Source organism: Bordetella genomosp. 1, from assembly GCF_002261335.1.
GTDB lineage: Bacteria > Pseudomonadota > Gammaproteobacteria > Burkholderiales > Burkholderiaceae_B > Bordetella.
This window is the reverse complement of the sequence record NZ_NEVL01000001.1, coordinates 764,207-782,237: the sequence shown is the minus strand read 5'-3', so window position 1 is coordinate 782,237 and position 18,031 is coordinate 764,207. Positions and strand designations below refer to the sequence as shown.

The 18,031-nt window shown below is 69.1% G+C and carries 15 protein-coding genes and 1 tRNA gene; 4 read left to right on the top strand and 12 right to left on the bottom strand.

Going from position 1 to position 18,031, the window contains the following annotated elements:
• Positions 1-15: 15 nt before the first annotated feature.
• A complete protein-coding gene (locus CEG14_RS03575; RefSeq protein WP_094824964.1) occupies positions 16-525 on the top strand; it encodes a GNAT family N-acetyltransferase in 510 nt (169 codons plus the stop codon).
• Between the two features lie 64 nt (positions 526-589).
• Here the strand turns inward: CEG14_RS03575 and CEG14_RS03570 are convergent, their stop codons facing one another.
• From CEG14_RS03570 to CEG14_RS03520, 11 genes are all read right to left on the bottom strand, one after another.
• A complete protein-coding gene (locus tag CEG14_RS03570) occupies positions 590-766 on the bottom strand; it encodes a hypothetical protein (protein ID WP_094824963.1) in 177 nt (58 codons plus the stop codon).
• Between the two features lie 4 nt (positions 767-770).
• Positions 771-2,270: an efflux transporter outer membrane subunit gene (locus CEG14_RS03565; protein ID WP_094824962.1), complete on the bottom strand. Its 1,500-nt coding sequence runs from the start codon at positions 2,268-2,270 to the stop codon at positions 771-773.
• Between the two features lie 5 nt (positions 2,271-2,275).
• Entirely contained in the window at positions 2,276-3,403 is a 1,128-nt protein-coding gene (locus CEG14_RS03560) for an ABC transporter permease (protein ID WP_094824961.1), read from the bottom strand.
• A 1-nt stretch (position 3,404) separates the two neighbouring features.
• On the bottom strand, positions 3,405-6,155 hold the full coding sequence (rbbA, locus tag CEG14_RS03555) for a ribosome-associated ATPase/putative transporter RbbA (protein WP_094824960.1): 2,751 nt from the start codon (positions 6,153-6,155) through the stop codon (positions 3,405-3,407).
• 3 nt (positions 6,156-6,158) lie between these two features.
• Positions 6,159-7,151 carry an HlyD family secretion protein gene (locus tag CEG14_RS03550; RefSeq protein ID WP_094824959.1) on the bottom strand — a complete coding sequence of 331 codons (993 nt, stop codon included), beginning with the start codon at positions 7,149-7,151 and terminating at the stop codon, positions 6,159-6,161.
• Positions 7,152-7,883: 732 nt separating this feature from the next.
• Positions 7,884-7,958 (bottom strand) — tRNA-Val (locus tag CEG14_RS03545).
• Between the two features lie 79 nt (positions 7,959-8,037).
• Entirely contained in the window at positions 8,038-8,784 is a 747-nt protein-coding gene (dnaQ, locus tag CEG14_RS03540; RefSeq protein ID WP_094824958.1) for a DNA polymerase III subunit epsilon, read from the bottom strand.
• A gap of 53 nt (positions 8,785-8,837) precedes the next feature.
• Positions 8,838-11,933, bottom strand: coding sequence for an efflux RND transporter permease subunit (locus tag CEG14_RS03535; protein ID WP_094824957.1), 3,096 nt, complete (start codon positions 11,931-11,933; stop codon positions 8,838-8,840).
• Positions 11,934-11,943: 10 nt separating this feature from the next.
• Entirely contained in the window at positions 11,944-13,029 is a 1,086-nt protein-coding gene (locus CEG14_RS03530; protein ID WP_094824956.1) for an efflux RND transporter periplasmic adaptor subunit, read from the bottom strand.
• A 133-nt stretch (positions 13,030-13,162) separates the two neighbouring features.
• Complete coding sequence (rnhA, locus tag CEG14_RS03525; protein ID WP_094824955.1) at positions 13,163-13,633, bottom strand: ribonuclease HI; 471 nt, start codon at positions 13,631-13,633, stop codon at positions 13,163-13,165.
• A 39-nt stretch (positions 13,634-13,672) separates the two neighbouring features.
• Positions 13,673-14,440, bottom strand: coding sequence for a class I SAM-dependent methyltransferase (locus tag CEG14_RS03520; protein ID WP_094824954.1), 768 nt, complete (start codon positions 14,438-14,440; stop codon positions 13,673-13,675).
• 16 nt (positions 14,441-14,456) lie between these two features.
• Between CEG14_RS03520 and gloB the strand changes: the two genes are divergently transcribed.
• From gloB to CEG14_RS03505, 3 genes are all read left to right on the top strand, one after another.
• Positions 14,457-15,275, top strand: coding sequence for a hydroxyacylglutathione hydrolase (gloB, locus tag CEG14_RS03515; RefSeq protein ID WP_094824953.1), 819 nt, complete (start codon positions 14,457-14,459; stop codon positions 15,273-15,275).
• A gap of 7 nt (positions 15,276-15,282) precedes the next feature.
• Positions 15,283-16,710 (top strand): transglycosylase SLT domain-containing protein, encoded by a 1,428-nt coding sequence (locus CEG14_RS03510; RefSeq protein ID WP_094824952.1) that lies wholly within the window; start codon positions 15,283-15,285, stop codon positions 16,708-16,710.
• Between the two features lie 430 nt (positions 16,711-17,140).
• Positions 17,141-17,587, top strand: a complete 447-nt coding sequence (locus CEG14_RS03505; RefSeq protein ID WP_094824951.1) for a response regulator — start codon at positions 17,141-17,143, stop codon at positions 17,585-17,587.
• A 9-nt stretch (positions 17,588-17,596) separates the two neighbouring features.
• On the opposite strand, the gene CEG14_RS03500 is transcribed toward CEG14_RS03505, so the two are convergent.
• A complete protein-coding gene (locus tag CEG14_RS03500) occupies positions 17,597-17,989 on the bottom strand; it encodes an OsmC family protein (RefSeq protein WP_094824950.1) in 393 nt (130 codons plus the stop codon).
• Positions 17,990-18,031 lie beyond the last annotated feature (42 nt).

The window sequence follows — 18,031 nt, the reverse complement described above, 5'->3', positions numbered from 1 at the left end:
TCAGGAGACGTTTTCATGCCAGTGCCCTATCGCATCCGCCCCATGCTGGCCGCCGACGTCGCGGCGGTCGTGCGGATCCAGGCGCAGGTCTATCCCGCCGACCTGCTCGAGGCGGCGGCCTTCTTCGCCAACCGCCAGATGCTCGCGCCGCACACCTGCCGCGTCGCGGAGCACGAGGGTGCGCTGTTCGGCTATCTGATCGCCTACCCCTGGGATGCCGGCCTGCCGGCCGCGCTCGACCAGCCGCTCGCCGCCCTGCCCGCGCCGGCCTCGACCTGGTTCGTGCACGACTGCGCGGTGGCGCCGTCGGCGCAGGGGCTGGGGGTGGCGGCCGCGCTGCTCGAGGACAGCGCACGCAGCGCGCGCGAGCTCGGCCTGGCGCGCGCGGCGCTGGTGTCGCTGGCATCCGCGGTGGGCTATTGGGAGCGGCGGGGCTACCGGCGCGAGCCGGATTCCGCGGCGCTGCGCGCGAAACTGGCGCAATACGGCGCCGGCGCGGTGTACATGGCGCGCGACCTGCCCTGACCCGGCGGCCGGACTTGGCGGTTGCGGCCGCAATCGTTGCGCCCGCAACATACCGACCGGGAGGTCAGTAGAACGAGCTGAAGGTGATGTAGGCCTTGTAGACGATCGTGGCGATGGCCACGATCAGGCCGATGCCCATCAGGAGCAGGCCGAGGTTGCGGTCGCGCAGGCCGAAGCCTGCCAGCATCAATGCGACCGCGACGCTGACGATGATCAGCATGGTGTTGGTGTTCGGATGCATCTCGTTATTCTCCTGGTCGATCCGGCACCGCCCCGTCCCGTGCCGGGTCGGGCGCCGTGTTGGCGGCGCTGGCCGGCCAGCCGCCTCCCAACGACTGGAACAACCGCACCGTGGCATTGGCCTGCGCCATGCGCACCTGCGCCAATTCATCCTCGCGCCGCAGCGCATCGAGTTGCGCGTCGAGCACGTCCTGCAGGGTCTGCCTGCCAGCATCATATAGCCGGCCGGCCTGGCGCGCATTGTCGGCGGCCGACTCGCTGGCGGTGACGAGCAGGCGCTCGCGCTCGTCGAGCCCGCGCCGCATGCCGTAGGCGTTGTCGACGTCTTCGAGCGCATCGAGGATGCTGCGATCGTAGCTCGCCAGCGCCTCGCGCAGACGCGCGTCGGAGGCCGCGATGTTGGACTTGATGCGGCCGGCCGTGAAGATCGGCAGGGTCACGCCCGCGCCGAGCAGCCCGGCCGTGCCCTGCAGCGCGCCGAGAGTGCTGAAGTCGACGCGGCCGTCCTGCAGCATGAAGTTGAGGAAGAAGCGCGGCAGCAGATCGGCCTTGGCGCTGCCCAGCCGCGCGGCGTACGAATTCACCATGTCGGCGCGGCCCCGCACGTCGGGCCTGCGCGCCAGCACGTCGGAGGGCAGCATGCCGGCCGGCGGCGCGGGCGTGGCCGCGGAGGCCGGCACGGCGGGCAGGTAGGCGAGCGACTGCGGCGTGCGGCCGGTGAGCACCGCGATGCGCCGCACCCGGATGTCGTACTCGCTCGTCAGCAGCGGCCGCTGCGCCTTGATCGCATCGGCCTGCGCGGTGGCGCGGCCGACCTCGTAGCGCGTCGCCTGTCCCGCGTCGTAGCGGCCCAGCGCGTAGCGGCGCAGCCTCTCGGTGGCCGCGATGCTGCGGTCGAGCACCTTGAGCCGCTGCGCGATGCCGCGCGCCTCGTGGTAGTTGCGCGCGATGTCGCCCGCCACGGTCAGGCGCGCACCATACAGCGCCTCCTGGCGCGCCTGCGCGGCCGACGCCGCGGCCGCCGAATCGCTGCGGCGGCCGCCGAACACGTCGACCTCCCAGCTCGCGGTGAAGCCGCCGAGGTAGCTGGTGATCATGGTCGTATCTTCCGGCAGGCCGGCGGGCTTGCGGATCTCCATCTTGCCGCGCTGGGCCATGCCGCTGGCGCCGATCTGCGGATAGAGCGCCGAATCGACCACGCCGGCCATGCCGCGCGCCTCTTCCAGCCGCGCCTGGGCAATGCGGATGTCGCTGTTCTCGGCCAGGCCCTGTTCGATGAGTTCGGTCAGTACCGGATCGTTCCAGCCCAGCCACCACTGATCGAGTGCGGCCGCATCGATCGGCGCGCCGTCCGGCACCTGGTCGAAGCGCGCGGGCGCCTTGCGCGCCTCCGGCACGTCCACGTCCACGGTCGAGCATGCGGACAGCGCCAGCACCAGCGCGAGCGGCACGGGACGCAGCCGCCAGCGGGCGGCGCGTGCGAGGAGTAGCGACAGTACGGTCATCGGGTTCAACCTTGACGGGCCAGCATGGAACGAAAGCGTCCCAGCGCCAGCGCAAGAAACAGGGCGCCGCACACGCCGATGGCGGCGAACTGCGGCCAGACCACATCGAAGCCCGCGCCGCGGTACAGGATGGCCTGAGCCAGCTGCACGAACTGCGTGGTGGGCAGGATGGGAACGATGCGCTGCATCAGCGCGGGCATGCTCTCGACGGGCGTGGCCGCGCCGGAGAGCAGATAGGCCACGACGTACACCGGCACGGCGAGCAGGCCGAACTGCGGCATGGTGGGCGCCATGGTCGCCAGCAGCATGCCCAGCGCGGTGACGGCGAACAGGTAGAGCGCCAGCCCCGCCATGAACAGCAGCTGCGAGCCGGCGAGCGGAATGTCGAGGCCGTGATGCACCACCAGCCGCAGCGACAGCATGCCGGCCAGCAGGATGACGGCGCCGTTGGCCAGGACCTTGGCCATCGCGATCTCGCTGGCGCGCACCGGCATCACCAGCAGGTGTTCGATGGTGCCGTGCTCGCGTTCGCGGATCACCGCGGCGCCCACCAGGATGATGGCCAGCACGGTGACGTTGGTCACGATCTGCATCACCGAGGTGAACCAGGCCGACTGGCCGTTCGGGTTGAACAGCGTGCGCGTGACCGGCACCACCGGCAGCCGCGACTCGATGCCGCGCACCTTCAGGAAATCCAGGATCTCGCGCGCGAAGATCTCGTCGAGATAGGCCGCGCCCAGCCCGGCCTGCGTCATGGCGGTGGCATCGATCAGCAGCTGCACGGTGGGGCCGCGCGCGGCCAGCACGTCGCGCTCGAAATTGGGCGGGAACTCGATCACGAAGATGTAGCGGCCGCTCTCGAGCCCGGGGTCGACCTGGTTGCGGCGGATGTCGACCGGCGTCTTGAAGTACGGCGGCTGGATCGCGTCGCGCAGCCGCAGCGTGAGCTCCGAGCGGTCGGCGTCGACGATGGCCACGGTGGCGTTCGAGACTTCGGCCTTCACGCCCTCGGCCACCGAATAGATCGCGGCCGAGAAGGCATAGGCGATCAGGAGCAGCAGCGTCACGTCGCGCCCGAGCGAGTAGAACTCCTTGCCGCAGAGCCGGATCACGTTGCGCAGCCATTGCACCATCTCAGGCCTCCTGCTTGCGCAAAAGCAGGCGCGCCATGCCGAGATACACCAGCGCGAAGCCGGTGAGCGCCAGGTACATCGTGCCGAAGCTGCGCCAGTCCAGGCTCTTGGTGAAGCCGCCCAGGCTGATCGACTGGAACCACGACGACGGAAAGCCCACGCCGACCCAGTAGCTGCTGCCGGTGAGCGTGGACACCGGATACAGCAGGCCGGAGAAGTTGACCGACGGGATCAGGCAGAGGATGGCGGTGCCGAAGATCGCGGCCACCTGCGAGCGCACCAGCGTCGACATGAACAGGCCGAGCGCGGTGGCGGCCAGCACGAACAGCAGCGCGCCCAGGCTCAGGCTCAGGAACGAGCCGCGCAGCGGCACGCCGAGCAGCACGATGCTGAGGAACACCAGCGACAGATAGCTCAGCATGGCCAGCACCACATAGGGCAGCTGCTTGCCGAGCAGGTACTGGCCCACGCTGGCCGGCGAGGCGTAGAGATTGGTGATCGAGCCCATCTCCTTCTCGCGCACCACGCCGAGCGCGGTCAGCATGGTGGGGATCAGGATCATCGCCAGCATCAGCATGCCCGGCGTGATGGCGTAGATGCTGCGGAACTCCTGGTTGAAGGTGAAGCGCGAGGCCACGTCGGCCGGCATGACGACGTTGCCGGTGACGCGCGGATCGTCGGCGGCGCGCGCGCGGGCGTATTCGAGCATGATGCCGGTGACGTAGCCGCGGATGTTCTCGGCCGTGAACGGCGACGCGCCGTCGATGTAGAAGCCCACCTCGGGCTGGCGCCCGGCCAGCAGGTCGCGGCCGTAGCCGGGCGGCACGTCGATCACCAGCTTGGCCTCGGCCGAGCGCAGCCGCCGCTCGAGCTCGGCCGTGCTGTAGAGCGGCGCCTGCTCGTTGAAGTAGCGCGAACCCGAGAAATGCTCCAGCAGCTGGCGGCTCTCGCGTGTCTGGTCGCGGTCCAACGCGGCGTAGCGGATGTTCTCCACGTCGAACGACACGCTCCAGGCGGCGATGCACAGCAGCACCACCGGGCCGAACAGGGCGAAGGCGAGCCGCATGCGATCGCGCTGCAGCTCGATCGCCTCGCGCAGCGCGAAGGCCCAGGTGCGGCGCAGCCAGCCGCGCAGCCCGCCCGCCGCGCCGGCGGGCGCGGGCGCCTCGGCCAGCGCGCCGGCCGCCTGCGGCGTGGCGGTGTTGGTCTTCTGCTCGGGGTCTTCCTGCTCGAGATAGGTGACGAAGGCCTCCTCCAGCGTGGGCGCATGCTGGCGCTCGCGCAGCTCCTCGGGCGTGCCCACGGCCAGCACGCGGCCGCGATGCATGAAGGAGATGCGGTCGCAGCGCTGCGCCTCGTTCATGAAGTGGGTGGACACGAAGATCGTGACGCGCGACTCGCGCGACAGGCGGATCAGATGACGCCAGAACATGTCGCGCGCGGCGGGGTCGACGCCGGAGGTGGGCTCGTCGAGGATCAGGACCTCGGGGCCGTGCAGGCAGGCCGCGGCCAGCTGCAGGCGCTGGCGCATGCCGAGCGAGAGGCTGGCGGGCCGGGTGTCGGCCACCTCGGCGAGCTCGAACCGCGTCAGGGCATCGCTCACCGCCTCGCGCGCGCGCCGGCCCTCCATGCGGTAGAGCCGCGCATGCAGGTCGAGGTTCCTGCGCACCGTGAGCTCTTCGTAGAGCGAGAACGACTGCGACATGTAGCCGACCCGCATGCGGGTCGCCACGTCGCTCGCATCGATGGGATGCCCCAGCAGCTCGGCGGTGCCGGACGAGGCGTCGAGCAGGCCGGTGAGCATCTTCATGGTGGTGGTCTTGCCGCAGCCGTTCGAGCCGAGAAAGCCGAAGATCTCGCCGCGCTCGATGCGGAAGTTCACCTTGTCCACGGCAACGAAGTCGCCGAAGCGGCGCGTCAGGTCGTGCGCCTCGATGGCGGGCGGCCCGTCGGCGGGCGGACGCGGCGGGATCACGAGCTCGCCGCCCTCGCCGCGGCGATTGGCCGGCAGCAGGTCGATGTAGGCCTGCTCCAGGGTGGCCGTGCCGGCGCGCTGCATGACGGCCGCGGTGGCATCGCTCACCAGCAGCCGGCCGGCGTCCAGCGCGACCAGATGATCGAAGCGCTGCGCCTCCTCCATGTAGGCGGTGGCGACCACCACGGTCATCCCCGGCATCTCCGCGCGCAGCGCGTCCACCAATGCCCAGAACTGGCGCCGCGACAGCGGATCCACGCCGGTGGTGGGCTCGTCGAGCACCAGCAGCTCCGGGTTGTGCACCAGCGCGCAGCACAGGCTGAGCTTCTGCTTCATGCCGCCGGACAGCTTGCCGGCCGGGCGGTCCGTGAACGGCGCCAGCCCGGTCGCGCGGAACAGCCGCTCGATGCGCGCGCGGCGCTGCGCCTGCGACAGGCCGTAGAGGCGCGCGAAGAAATCGACGTTTTCCTGCACCGACAGCGTGGGATAGAGGTTGCGGCCCAGGCCCTGCGGCATGAAGGCCAGCCGCGCGGCCAGGTCGTTGCGAAAGCGGCGGTCGCCGACGTCGCCGCCCAGCACCTGCACCGTGCCGGTCTGCAGGCGCTTGACGCCCGCGATGAGCGACAGCAGCGTGGACTTGCCCACGCCGTCGGGTCCGATCAGGCCGATGCTGCGGCCGGCCGGCAGGCGCAACGAGACGTCGTCGAGCGCCACGGTCTTGCCGTAGCGGTGCGATACGCCCTCGATGACGACGGCGGCCGTGGCCTCGGCGCCCATCCCTTACTCCTGCGGCAGGCGCGGTTCGAGCCGCGCCGGCCAGGCGGCGTCGGGATCCGATCTGACGTAGCCGTTGCCGGTCATGCCGGCCTTGAGCAGCGCGGCGTGCTTGCGCGCAACCTCTTCGGGGATCTGCAGCTTGACGCGGAACATGAGCTTGTCACGTTCGCTGCGGGTCTCGACGTATTTGGGCGTGAACTGCGCCTCGGAGGCCACGAAGGTGACCTTGGCGGGAAACACCACGTCGTTGAGCCCGTCCATCACGATGCGGCCCTCCTGGCCCAAGCGCAGCGCGCCGGCCACGCGCGAGGGCAGGAACAGCGTCATGTACACGTCGGCGGTGTTGAGCAGCGTGACGACGCGTCCGCCCGCGGGCAGGACCGCGCCGGGCTCGACGATGCGGTACTCGATGCGGCCCGCGACGGGCGCGCGCAGCGTCATGTCGTCGAGCACCGACTCGACCCGTGCGATCTGCGCCTGCGCTTCCGCCTGGGCGGCGCGGGCCTCGCCCGCGGCGGCGCCCGCCGCGCTCACGCCCGCGCTCTCGCCCTCGGCCTGCAGGCGCCGGCGCGACAGCTCGACCGGCGAGACCAGATCGTCGCCCCGCAGGCCCTGGGTGTGCTTGAGTTCGATCTGCGCGAGACGCTCGCGCGCGGTGCGCGCCTCGGTCTCGGCCTGGGCCCGGGCCACGGCGGCCTCGGCGCGCGCACGCGCCGCCTGCGCGGCCGCGAGCTGGGTGCGCACCTCGGCGCTGTCCATGCGGCCGATCTCGGCGCCGGCAGCGACCTGGTCGCCCTCGCGCACGCCCAGCGCCTCGAGCCGGCCGGCATATTTTGTTGCGATATCGATGCGGCTGGCCTCGAGCCTGCCGTTGGCGCCTTCGATATAGGCGGGCAGGTCGCTGGCGTTGCGCTGATTCGCCCACGACGCAAGCGCCGCGGCAGCCGCCACCAGAACCACCACGAGGGCCCCTCCCCAAACCAGCGACTTCTTCATTCGATCTCCACGATCGAAAGCGGGATGGTGATCGCGCCCGTCCGCCTTCTTCGGGCAGCCCGTCGCAGTCCCACTTTCTGGCAAGCGCCGCCCGCGGGCGCAGGAAGCGTCCGACGAGCCGTTATGCAATGCATGTTATCTGCGCGATCCACGCGGGCCGGCCGATGGCCAGCGCGGGAGTTGCGCAGGATCAAGGTCTTGCGGTGCGGCCCGTCACACAGGGATCCGGCGCATGAAGTCCGGGGCATATCGGGGGCCAGAACGACCATACACGAAAAGGCCGCACGCAATCGCTACCGCTTGCGGTCAGGATGTGACGTGTTTTTGCGGAACGGGAACGGCGCTTGCGTGAGGGTCGGGTGGCCCGGGGTGGCGCGCGCGCCCCCGCGGACCTCCGCACCGGTCCGGGGCGGCGCGATGGCGATTCGGGGCCTGGATCCGCGGTGCGCATGGCGCGGCGGCGCAGGCAGACGGCGTGGCGAGCTTGTGTTTGGTAACGCCTGGGCGCATGCCGCAAGGCGCATGACGGCGCTTTGCGAAGCGGCAAGGAAAAGGCACGGCACCGGATCGTTGCGGCCGCGACGGTTGCGCGCGCGACCATTCCTGCCGCCGCCGCGAGCCGATGGCGCGGCGCCCGGCCCGACCGATCGGCAGCCGGAAAACAAAAAGCCCCAGGGGTGACCTGGGGCTTTTTGCAGAGGGCGCCTTACCGGGAACGCGCCATCCTGAATCTGGTGGGTGGTACAAGTTTCGAACTTGTGACCCCTGCCGTGTGAAGGCAGTGCTCTACCACTGAGCTAACCACCCGGTAAAGAAGCAAGACTATAGCACAGATTTTTTGAGGTGTGCAAGCGGGCGGCAAAAAAATCACCCGGTCTTCCGGAGCTCAGGCCGCCTGGGCGCCCTCGACGGGCGCCGCCTCGGGCTGCGGATCGTAGTTGCGCCAGTTGCAGGCGCCGCCCACGGATTTGTCGAGCGCGGCGACATAGGCCTGGTGCTCCACCAGCTCTTCGGCGGTGGCCACGATGATCGGCAGCCCGGAGGCGTCGAAGCGGCCCAGCGCCTGCCCGGCCGACAGGCCGCCCGCGTCTTCCTCGACGTCGATGAGGAGCGCGTCCTGGCCGCGCGTCATCGCCAGCCAGACCTCGCCCAGCAGTTGGGAGTCGAGCAAGGCGCCGTGCAGCGTCCGGTGGGCGTTCGAGATGCCGAAGCGGTCGCACAGCGCGTCGAGGGAGTTGCGCTTGCCCGGGAACAGCGTGCGGGCGTGCATCAGCGAATCGGTGATGGTGGCGCAGTACGACGCGATGGGGCCCTTGCCCACGCGCTCGAGCTCGGCGTTGAAGAACTTCACGTCGAACGCGGCGTTGTGCGCGATCAGCTCGGCGCCCTCGATGAAGGCGAGGAACTGGTCGGCCACCTCGGCGAAGCGCGGCTTGTCCGACAGGAACTCGGTGGTCAGGCCGTGCACGGCCAGCGCCTCGGGATCGCTGTCGCGATCGGGGTTCAGGTAGATGTGCAGCGTGTTGCCGGTCGTCATGCGGTTGACGATCTCGACGCAGCCGATCTCTACGATGCGATGACCCTGGTTGGGGTCGAGGCCGGTGGTTTCGGTGTCAAAAATGATCTGGCGCATGGCGGGTGGATAACCTGGGTAAAAAAGTGGGCGCCGCCGGGGCGGCGCGCGGCTCAGTCGTTGCCGTGCACGGGCTTGGCCGGCTCGGCGGCACCGGGGCCGGACGCCGGGGCGCCCTGCCGGTGCGGCGAGCGGGTGGCGATCAGCGTGTAGGCGACCGGCACCACGAACAAAGTCAGTAGTGTACCCAGGCTCAGGCCGCCCACCAGGACCCAGCCGATCTGCTGGCGCGACTCCGCCCCCGCGCCGGAGGCGAGCGCCAGCGGCACGGTGCCCAGCACCATGGCCCCCGTCGTCATCAGGATCGGACGCAGCCGCAGCACGCTGGCCTCGGTCACGGCCTCGACGATGCCCATGCCCTGCTCGCGCAGCTGGTTGGCGAACTCGACGATCAGGATGCCGTGCTTGGTGATGAGGCCGACCAGCGTGATCAGGCCGATCTGGCTGTAGATCGACAGCGTGCCGCCGGTCGCCCACAGCGCCAGCAGCGCGCCCGTCATGGACAGCGGCACCGACAGCATGATGATGAACGGGTTGCGCCAGCTTTCGAACTGCGCGGCCAGCACCAGATAGATGAAGGCCAGCGCCATGGCGAACACCAGGTAGATGCTGCCCGACGAATCGCGGAACTCGCGCGACTGGCCGTCGAGATCGGTCACGATGGTGTGCGGCAGCACCTGGCGCGCCACCTCGTGCATGTGGTCCAGCACCTCTCCCAGCGCGTAGCCCGGCGCCACCGCCGCGTCCACCTTGACCGCGCGCAGGCGGTTGAAGTGGTTGAGCGACTGCGGCGACACGCTTTCCTTGACCTGCAGCAGGTTGTCGAGCTGCACCATGCTGCCGTCGCGGGCGCGCACGTAGATGCCGGAGATGTCGGTGGGCGTGGCGCGATCGCGCGGCATCACCTGCACGATCACGTCGTATTGCTCGCCCTCGTCCTTGTAGCGCGTGACCTGGCGCCCGCCCAGCATGGATTCGAGGGTGCGGCCGACCACGTCGACGTTGGCGCCCACGTCGGCCATCTTGTCGCGATCGACCTGGATGCGCAGCTCGGGCGTGTTCAGGCGCAGGTCGGTGTCGACGTTCTGCAGCCCCGGATAGTTGCGCAGCGCATCGGTGAAGGTGGTGACCAGCTTGGCCAGCTCGGGATACGAGGCCTGGCTCATGATGATGAACTCGACCGGCTTGGAGCGCGCCGACTGGCCCAGCGAGGGCGGGTTGGTGGGGAAGGCGCGCACGCCGGGCAGCGAATTGAACTTGGGCTGCAGCTCGCGCGCGATGTCCTGCTGCTTGCGGCTGCGCTCCTCCCAGGGCTTGAGCCGCAGGATCGCCGTGCCGTCGGTCACGGTGGGAAAGCCGACCGTGGTCTGGCGCGCCATCGCTTCCGGCACGTCGGCATAGAAGCCTTCGATGCCGAGCATGCTGTCGAGCGTGTAGTTGAGCGTGGCGCCCTCCGGCGCGCTGACGATGCCGAAGATCACGCCGCGGTCTTCGATCGGCGCGAGTTCGCTCTTGACCACCTTGAACAGCACGCCGCTCGCGCCGGCCACCGCCAGGCCGATCACGATCACCACCACGCGGTGCCGCAGCGCGGCGCCCAGGCTGCGGCGATAGGCGCGGCCCATGCCTTCGAGCCAGCCTTCGATCAGGTTGTAGAGCCGGCCGTGGCGGGTCTCGTGCTTGAGCAGCACCGCGCACATCATCGGCGTGAGCGTGAGCGCGACGAAGCCCGACACCAGCACCGCGCCGGCCAGCGCCAGCGCGAACTCGATGAAGAGCCGGCCCGTGCGGCCGGTGGCGAAGGCGAGCGGCGCGTACACGGTGACCAGCGTCATCGTCATGGCGACCACCGCGAAGCCGATCTCGCGCGAGCCCTGGATGGCGGCCTGCATGCGCGGCATGCCGTCCTCGATGTGGCGGAAGATGTTTTCCAGCACCACGATGGCGTCGTCCACCACCAGCCCGATGGCGAGCACCATGGCCAGCAGCGTGAGCGTGTTGATCGAGAAGCCGAACAGGTACATCAGGCCGCACGCCCCGATCAGGGACACCGGGATCGTGACGATGGGGATCAGGCTGGCCCGCACGCTGCGCAGGAAGAAGAAGATCACCAGCACCACCAGCACGATGGCCTCGAGAATGGTGTGGAACACCGAGTCGATCGAGCGCTCGATGAACACCGAGGAGTCGTAGGCGATCGACAGGCGCATGCCGGCCGGCAGGCTCTCGTTCAGGCGCTCGACCTCCACGCGCGCGGCCTCGGACAGCTCGAGCGGATTGGCCGTGGCCTGGCGCGTGATGCCGATGTTGATGGCCGGCTTGCCGTTGAAGCGCGACAGCACGCGATCGCTGGCCGCATCGATCTGGACCGTGGCGAGATCGCGGATCCGCACCGGATAGCCCTTCACGTTGGCCACGATCACGTTTTCGAACTGGCGCGGCGTCTGCAGGTCGGTGGACGAGACCACCGAGAATTCACGCGCGCGCGATTCGATGCGGCCGGCCGGGATCTCGACGTTCTGGCTGCGCAGCGCGGCCTCCACGTCCTGCACCGCCAGGTTGTAGGCGGCGAGCTTGTCGCGGTCCACGTAGATCCGCATCGAGGGCAGGCGCTCGCCGAACACCCGCACCTCGGCCGCGCCGGGCAGCACCGACAGGCGCGTCTTGATGTAGCGGTTGATGTAGTCGGAGGTCTGGATGGCGGAGTAGTTGCCCGACTCCACCGCGATATAGATGATGGGCTGCGAATCCGCCTCGACCTTGCCGATGATCGGCTCGTCGATCTCATCGGGCAGGAAACGGCGCGCGCGCGAGACCTTGTCGCGCACCTCGGCGGCGGCCGCGTCGGGATCGCGCGAGAGGTTGAACTTGATGTTGATGAGGCTGCGCTCGGAGCGGCTGCGCGAGGTCATCACGTCCACGCCCTCGATGCCGGCGAGCTGGTCTTCGAGCGGCTTGGTGACCTGCGACTCGATCACCTCGGGCGAGGCGCCCTTGTAGGTGGTGTCGACCGACACGATGGGCTCGTCGATCTTCGGATACTCGCGCACGCTCAGGCGCGAATAGGAGATCAGCCCGATCAGCACGATGATCAGCGAGAGCACCGACGCGAAGACCGGCCGGCGGATGCAGATTTCGGAGATCACCATGGCCGTCTGCTCAGCTTGCGTCGCTGACGATCGTGACCGGCGCGCCGTCGGTCAGCCGCTGGATGCCGGCCACCACCACGTCGTCGCCCAGCGCCACGCCGGTGAGCAGCTCGGCGCGGCCTTCGCGCCGCTCGCCCACCGTCACCTGGATGCGCTGGGCCCGGCCGTCGCGCACGCGGAAGACATATTGGGTCTGCCCCGAAGGCGCCAGCGCCGCTTCGGGCACCACCAGCGCGCGGTCCTGGGCGAACTGCAGCTGCACCCGCGCGAACATGCCCGGACGCAGCGTGTGATCCGGGTTGGCGACCGTGGCGCGCAGCAGGATGCTGCGGCCGCCCGCGTCCACCAGCGGGCTCACGGCGTAGACCTTGCCGACGCGCTCCTGGCCCGGCAGCGCATCCAGCCGCACGCTCAGCGCCTGGTCCACGCGGACCTTGCTCAGGTACATCTCGGGCACGCGGAAATCGACCTTGAGCGGATCGATGGCCTCGAGCGGCGCGAGATCCTGGCCTTGATTCACGTAGTCGCCCACGGACACGTCGCGCAGGCCCACCATGCCGGCGAACGGCGCGCGTATCGTCATCTTGTCGAGCCGCGCCTGGGCCAGCACGGTGGCGGCCTGCTGCACCTTGAGCGTGCTGGACGCCTCGTCGCGCGCCTGCTGGCTGACGAAACCGCGCCCCTGCAGGTCGACCGAGCGCTTGTACTGGCTCTGCGCCAGCGCCAGGTTGGCGCGCGCCTGTTCCAGCTCGGCGCGCGGGATCGAATCGTCCAGGCGGATCAGCACCTGGCCGGCCTTGACCGCCTGCCCTTCGGTGAAATCGATATGCTGGATGCGGCCCGTCACTTCGGGCCGCAGGATCACGGATTCGTCCGAACGCAGGCTGCCGACGGCGCCGATGCCGCGTGCGAACGGCACCTCTTCGACCTTGGCCACCTGCACCCGGACCGGCGCGACCTTGACCACGGCCGGGGCGGCCGCGGGCGCGGAGGCGGAGGGAGCGGCGGCGGGCCACCAGCGCGGAACGGCCCAACCCAGTGCGGCGCCGGCGGCGACGCCCACGGCCAGCACGGCAAACAAAGCGGCTTTCTTCATGCGCGAACGACGAACGCCCGCGTGTCAGGCAGCGAGCTGAGAGATCAGAGAACCTCGGACTGTATCACCTGCATTTACATACAGGTACAGTCGCCGCGCGCGCGGGGGACTGGGGAAATCCCCTAAGCGGCGCTCAGACGCGGCGGCTCTTGGCCACGCTGGCCACGCCCTCGTTGGCCAGCGTGTCGGCCATCTCGTTGCCCGGATCGCCGTTGTGGCCGCGCACCCAGCGCCACGACACGGTGTGGCGCGCGACCTGTGCGTCGAGCTCCTGCCAGAGCTCGACGTTCTTCACGGGCTTCTTGTCGGCCGTCATCCAGCCGCGGCGCTTCCAGTTGGGCAGCCATTCCATCATGCCCTTCATCACGTATTGCGAGTCGGTATGGATCACGACCGTGCAGGCCCGCTTGAGCGCCCGCAGCCCTTCGATGACCGCCTGCAGCTCCATGCGGTTGTTGGTGGTTTCGGGCATGCCGCCAAACATGGTTTTCTGATGGCCACCTGCCTTCATCAAGACGCCCCAGCCCCCCGGGCCGGGATTGCCCTTGCAGGCGCCGTCTGTCCACATTTCCACGGCGTCGATCGGGGTCGAATTCTCTTGCATGTCACTTCTTTGAAATGGCCGCCCGCGGGGCGGCCTGGGTTATTCGTCGGCGTGCGCCGGCGTGGCGCTGCGATTGACCACGACCGATGCGGCCGGGGCCGCCTTGGCCTTTTTCTTCCAGGCCGGGCCGATCAGCCGCATGCCGGCCACGCGCTTGACCGCCGACACCACGTAAACGGCGCCGCCCATCTTCCACCAGCGCGCGCCGTGGCGCTCGAGGAAATGCCAGCGCCGCAGCCATTGTTCGGTGCGGCAGGCCGGCGCGAAGCAGCCGTAATGCGTGCTGTCGATGTCGAAGGACAGCAGCTTGAGCCAGTCTTTCAGGCGCGGCACCGACATCTGGGCCTGGCGCGCGGATGGCAGCCAGGCTTCCATGCCCGGCATGGCATTGCGCGCGCCCCACAGGCTCCAGGGGTTGAAGCCGGAAACGATCACGCGGCCCTCGGGCACCAGCACCCGCTCGACCTCGCGCAGCACCAGGTGCGGGGCTTCGGCGCATTCGAAGGTGTGCGGCAACAGCAGCAGGTCGACGGTCTGGGATTCGAACGGCAGCGCCTCGGGCGCGGCGATCACGCTGGCCTGCTGCCACGCGCCGGCCACGGCCTCGTTGCCGACCCAGGCCTTGAACGGCATGCGGTTGGCGCGCAGCAGGTCGAGCTGCGGCAGGCCGACCTGCCAGGCGTGGTAGCCGAAGATGTCCGCCACCAGCTCATCGAAGCGCTCGCGCTCCCAGGCCAGGGCGTATTGCCCGGGCGCAGAGTCGAACCAATCGGCGAGTTCTACAATCGGCGACGTTACCTCAGCCACTATCCATCCTCACGCTATGCAAGCCAAGCCCGACATCACGGGCGCCGCCGACGGCGGTGTCCGCATCCTGCCCCTGCCTGCCTTCAATGACAACTATATCTGGGCCATCGTGCGCGATGCCTCGGTGGTGGTCGTCGATCCCGGCCAGGCCGAACCGGTACGCCGCCTTCTGCGCGACCGGAACCTGACACTGCGCGCCATTCTACTCACGCATCACCACGCCGACCACGTGGGCGGTGTGATCGAACTGGTGCAGGAGACCGGCGCGCGCGTCTACGGCCCCGCGCTCGAGACCCTGCCGCACTGCGACGTGCCGCTGGGCGAAGGCGACACGGTCGCGCTGCCCGAGGTGGCCCTGACGCTGCGCGTGCTCGACGTGCCGGGCCACACCGCCGGCCACATCGCCTACGTCGGCACGGCCGGCGACACCCCGGCGCTCTTCTGTGGCGACACGCTGTTCGCGGCGGGCTGCGGCCGGCTGTTCGAGGGCACGCCCGCGCAAATGAGCGAATCTCTGCAGAAATTGGGGACTTTACGGGAAGATACACAGGTTTTCTGTGCACACGAGTACACTCTAGCCAACTTGCGCTGGGCGCTGGCGGTCGAACCTGCCAACCGCACCCTGCAACAGTGGTACGAGCGGGCCCAGCAATTACGCGCAGAAGGTGTCCCAACCCTGCCATCCTGGATCGGTCAGGAGCGGGCCACCAATCCGTTCCTGCGTACCCTGGAAGTAGATGTCGCCAAGGCTGCAGCCGCCCGGGCCGGACACGCATTGTCCAGCCCCGTGGAAGTCTTTGCCGCGCTGCGTGAATGGAAGAACAATTTCAAGTGACCCGACAATGAGCTTTATCCGACTCCTGATCCCGCTTCTTCTCGTCGCCCTCGCGGGCTGCGCAGGCACCAGCCACAAGCCCCAACAGGCCGAGGGATCCTCGAGTCGGTATATCGCCAAAGACACGTCGCGCACCGTCGACCTCACCAGCCCGCCGCGCGATGCCTGGGACCGGATCCGCCGCGGCTTCGCCATCCCGAACCTGAACACCGAGCTGTCGCAGCAGTGGACGGACTACTACGCGTCGCACCCGGAATCGGTGCAGCGCATGGCCGAGCGGGCCGGCAAGTACCTGTATTTCATCGTCGACGAGGTCAACCGCCGGGGCCTGCCCACCGAACTGGCCCTGCTGCCGTTCGTCGAAAGCGCCTACAACCCCACGGCCCTGTCGCGCTCGCAAGCCTCGGGCCTGTGGCAGTTCATCCCCACCACCGGCACCCACTTCAACCTGAAGCAGGACTGGTGGCGAGACGAGCGCCGCGACCCGGTGGCCTCCACCTACGCCGCGCTCGACTACCTCGAGAAGCTGTTCGAGATGCAGGGCGACTGGTACCTGGCGCTGGCCTCGTACAACTGGGGCGAGGGCTCGGTGCAGCGCGCCATGGCCAAGAACGAGGCGAACGGCCTGTCGACCGACTACCTCAGCCTGAACATGCCCGACGAAACCCGCAACTACGTGCCCAAGTTGCAGGCCATCAAGAACATCATCGCCGACCCCAAGCGCTACGCCGTCGCGCTGCCCAAGGTCGACAACACGCCCTACTTCGTCACGATCCAGAAAAACAGCGACATCGACATCGAAGTGGCCGCCAAGCTGGCCGAGATGCCGCTCGACGAATTCAAGGCGCTCAATCCCTCCTTCAATCGTCCGCTGATCCGCGGCGAACACCAGCCCACGCTGCTGCTGCCGGCCAATCGCGTCGAAACCTTCAACGCCAACCTGCGCAACTTCAAGGGCGACCTGAGCACCTGGACCGCCTACTCGTCGCGCCGCGGCGAGAGCTACGCCGCCATCGCCAAGCGCTTCAACGTGGCCGAGGCGCGCCTGCGCGAAATCAACGACGTGCCGTCGCGCCAGAAGGTGGCCAGCGGCCAGACGCTGCTGGTGCCCGCGGGCGCCGCCGATGCCGGCGGCGGCGGTGCCGTGCAACTGGCCTCGCTGGGCGCGCCGGTCGGCTCGCTCGACGGCGTGGTCAAGGACACCCCGGCCTCGCGCACCCCTGCCAGCCGCGCCAAGCCCACGCCCCCGGCCCGTCCCAACAATGCGCGTCCGAACGTGCGCAGCCACAAGGTCTCCAACGGCGACACGCTGTTCGGCCTGGCCAAGCGCTACGGCACCACGGTCGACGCGCTGCGCGCGCTCAACAACCTGAAGGGCAACAACCTGAAGGTGGGCTCGCAACTGCGCGTGCCCGGCACCGGCACCCGCGGCTGACGCCCGGCGCGCCCGACCCGAACGCCGCGTCCCGCAGGGGCCGCGGCGTTTTTCTTTGGGCGCCACATCCGGGATTCATGCCTAAATGCACGCCGGCCGGGAACGCGGCACGATTTTCCTTGTCGGACTTGTGCAGCTGGCATCACGGGCACAAAGCATCCGCGTGGAGCTGGCTTTTCGACCGTCGTACCCGGCCCGGACCGGCGCGAGCGACGTGGGCATGGTTGCAAGGCGATACAATTGGTTCAGCCGCCGGACGCCTGCTTGCCCTAGCATGCGGCCTGCCTGAATCCCGCCCGTCATCGCGGCGCGGACGCCAGGCACTGCGCTTGCTCTCGCGCCATCCCCCGGCCCACGACGGCCCGGCCACTGGCGCCGCCAGGCGCGATCCACGAATTCCCGATGCCACGCCCCGCGTGGCCGACATCACATGACGAAAATCCTCCTCGTCGACGATCAACCGATGATCGTCGACATGCTCAGCGAATTCCTGCACGACGAAGGCTACGACGTCCATACGCACACGGATGGCCTCACCGCCCTGCAGCAGATGCTCGAGTTGCGCCCCGACCTCGTCATCACCGACTTCAACATGCCCGGCATGGATGGCGGTGCGCTGCTGACCGCGATGCGTGAAAACGCCTACCTCAACGAAACGCCGGTGCTGATCCTGAGCGGCCGGCCCGAGCACGAGGTCGAGGAAGCCTGCCAGGGGCATGCGGCGCACCTGCGCAAGCCGGCCGAGCTCACCGCCGTGCTCGATACGGTGCACCGCCTGGCGCCGCTGCGTCCGGACAGCGGCGCGGCCGCGCGCGTGAAGCCGGCGCCGCTGGCCCCGGCCGCCGAGCCCGGCAAGGGCGATCGCATCGCGCGCTGATGCGCGGCGTCAGGGCTGCAGGATCGTCGAGACCTGCACGTCCACGGCGGTCATGAGTTTGTGGATCGGGCACTTTTCCGCCACCGCCAGCAATTCCTCGCGCTGCGCCTGGGTCAGGTCGCCATTCAGGCGCAGTTGCGCCGTCAGGCGATAGACGCCGCGCCGCTCTTCCGAGCCATCGCGCACCACGTCCACATCCACCGACTGCAACGGGATCTGCTTGCGCTGCGCATACACCATCAGCGTGAGCGCCTTGCAGCCGCCCAGCGCGGTATCGAAATAATCGTGCGGATCGGGCCCCTCGCCCAGCGGCGCCGGCATGGCGACCGGCAGGTCATGGCCCTCGGCCTGGGCGGTGTATTGCAGCGTGCCGGGCGCATTGGCGCGTAGCGTGATGGTCATGGGAGGGGCTCCAGAGGTTGCGGGTCGACCGCGACGCCCTCT